At 65.3% G+C, this 2,510-nt stretch carries 3 protein-coding genes; all 3 read right to left on the bottom strand.

The features are described from left to right. A partial coding sequence (trbB, locus tag DM995_RS17800; protein WP_116970575.1) for a P-type conjugative transfer ATPase TrbB occupies positions 1-924 on the bottom strand: 924 nt, incomplete at its 3' end. 244 nt (positions 925-1,168) lie between these two features. Further along, positions 1,169-1,483 (bottom strand): hypothetical protein, encoded by a 315-nt coding sequence (locus DM995_RS21390; protein ID WP_154696363.1) that lies wholly within the window; start codon positions 1,481-1,483, stop codon positions 1,169-1,171. A 41-nt stretch (positions 1,484-1,524) separates the two neighbouring features. Continuing rightward, entirely contained in the window at positions 1,525-2,463 is a 939-nt protein-coding gene (locus DM995_RS17790) for a GNAT family N-acetyltransferase (RefSeq protein ID WP_137900598.1), read from the bottom strand. Positions 2,464-2,510 lie beyond the last annotated feature (47 nt).

The raw sequence follows: 2,510 nt of genomic DNA, 5'->3' as shown, positions 1-2,510 counted from the left end.
ACGGAGGCCCTCGATCCGGGCGAGTTCGGCCAGGCGGCGATTGGACCCGCGGCCGCTCAGCACCGCGACCAGATCGATCGTCTCGGCGATCAGGGCGCGCGGGACGGTGACGACGGCTTCCTGGATGAGCTGCTCGAGGCGGCGTAGCGCGCCTAGCGCGGTGCCGGCGTGGATTGTGCCGACGCCGCCAGGGTGGCCGGTGCCCCAGGCCTTCAAGAGGTCGAGCGCCTCGGACCCGCGCACCTCACCGATGGGGATACGGTCTGGTCGCAGGCGCAGCGACGAGCGGACCAGCTCAGAGAGGGTGGCGACGCCATCCTTGGTGCGCATCGCGACCAGGTTTGGGGCCGCGCATTGCAGCTCGCGCGTGTCCTCGATCAGGACGACGCGGTCGGCGGTCTTTGAGATCTCGGCGAGCAAGGCGTTGGTGAGCGTGGTCTTGCCGGTCGAGGTGCCGCCGGCCACGAGGATGTTGCGCCGATCGGCCACGGCGCGACGAAGGACGTCGGCCTGATCCGCCGACATGATCGCGGACGCGACGTAGTCCTGCAGCGTAAAGACCGCGACGGCGGGCTTGCGGATCGCGAAGGCCGGCGCCGCCACGACGGGGGGCAACAGCCCCTCGAACCGCTCTCCGGTTTCGGGCAGCTCGGCTGAGACGCGTGGTGCGCCGGCATGAACCTCGGCGCCGACGTGATGCGCCACCAGGCGCACGATACGCTCGCCGTCGGCGGCGGACAGGCACTCTCCCGTATCAGACAGCCCCTCGGACAGGCGGTCGATCCAGAGCCGCCCGTCGGGGTTGAGCATCACCTCGACGACTGTGGGGTCTTCCAGGAATCCGGCGATGGCGGGGCCGAGCGCGGTGCGCAACATGCGCGCGCCGCGTAAGCTCGCCTCGGATCGCTGGTGAGAAGCCGCCATGTCGTCCCCGTTCGTGAAGGGACCGCGGACGAGCGGCCCTGGATCGGGGATGAGTAGAAGAGGCAGAAATGTGGGCGCGGCAACAAGGGAATGCGTTCGTAGAACCGTAGCGTAGAAATACAGGTAAAGGGCGGACCTGCGGAATAGCTTGCGATCCTTCGCCGGTCAGCGTGCCCAACTTTGGAGATCGTCCAATGGCGCTAAAGAGATATCTCGAATGTGCTGTAGCTCTCGAACCCCGTACTCAATCACTTCCGCGATCATATCGCAGAGAGCTTCTGGGCACTCGCATGGCCAGGATCGCTTGTAAGAAAGACCGTCTGCCATTGGGTGCGAATACGTCGGAATCGGATAGATCGCGCGCAGTACCAAGCGACCTTACGTCGCCCGCGGACGCGCGACTGACATCCTTCTCAATTTCGAAGTCGACGATGTTGACACCGTGCATGGCCAGGTTGTTGCCGACGGGATCCCTATGCTCCTGTCCTTGCGCGATGAGGACTTCGGCCAGCGCCACTTCATCACTAGCGACCCCAACGGGGGTGCTGATCGACATCATCAAGCCGATCCCGGCCAGCGCGGAGTTCGCAGCCAGCTATGTTACCGGGGATTCGCCGAGGTAGCGAAATCGACCGCAGACAAAGCCTTGCGGACCTCCAGGCTGCCGGGAACGCGACGGAAGCCAATCGAGGCGTTGAGCCGAAGCGCCGCAGTATTGGCGTCGAGGTTCGTTGTCCGCATCGTCGTGATGCCCGACATTTGCGCCGCAGCGATCAGGCGCAGCTTGAGCGCGAGGCCGACATGCCTGCCGCGCCAGTCGGGCAACACGCCAGTGAAGTAGGAATAGATCTCCTGGCCCAAAGCGTGGCCGATGGTGAGGCCGACGGGTCTGCCGTTAAACCCGGCAACAACGACCCATTCCGGTCGCGAGGCCGGAGTCTCGCGCAGTACCGAAAAACAGCGCGCCAACGTCCATGACGGGAGGTCTCGCATGTCGGGCGCATCGGCGATGAGGGTCTGCAACAGCATCGCCACCGCCTTCCACTGCGCCTCACTGGCTCCGGTCATGTCCGAGAGCGTCACCCCCGCGCGCACTGCCGACTGACCGTCGAAGGTCCGAAGGTCGAGCAGACTGTCGCAACGCAGCGCGTGGCGCTGAAACCCGCGTGCCTCGGCCCAGGCCTGCGGACCGGATGCTGCCTCAGGTATCGTGGCGACAAGCCCCCGAAAACCGCGCCCGATGGCTTCGCTCTCCACAAGGCCGAGCATGGTGCTGCCTCTCCCCCGGCCGCGATGATCGGGATCGACAGTGACCTGCACGGCAAGATGATCAGATAGCGCATAGGGCGAGTTGGCGATCTGCCCGAGGGCAACGGCCCGGTCATTGTCGTAACCAAGCCAGCGCAGACGCAGATCGCCCGCCGGCCATCGTGCCTCGCGGTCCAGGAACTCGGGCAGGCTGATCGGCGTGAGCCGAAGCAGGTTCATCAGGCGCAATGCGTCTTCGGCACGATCCATCGTGAAGGGCACGATCCTCACCTTGGCGTCTCCGCAGGTATCTCAACGCCATCGACGAAGATCCGTCC

Source organism: Blastomonas sp. UPD001 (assembly GCF_003426715.1).
In the GTDB taxonomy this organism is placed as follows: Bacteria; Pseudomonadota; Alphaproteobacteria; order Sphingomonadales; family Sphingomonadaceae; genus Blastomonas.
The sequence above is the reverse complement of the archived record's forward strand: the minus strand, read 5'-3'. Positions and strand labels throughout refer to the sequence as shown.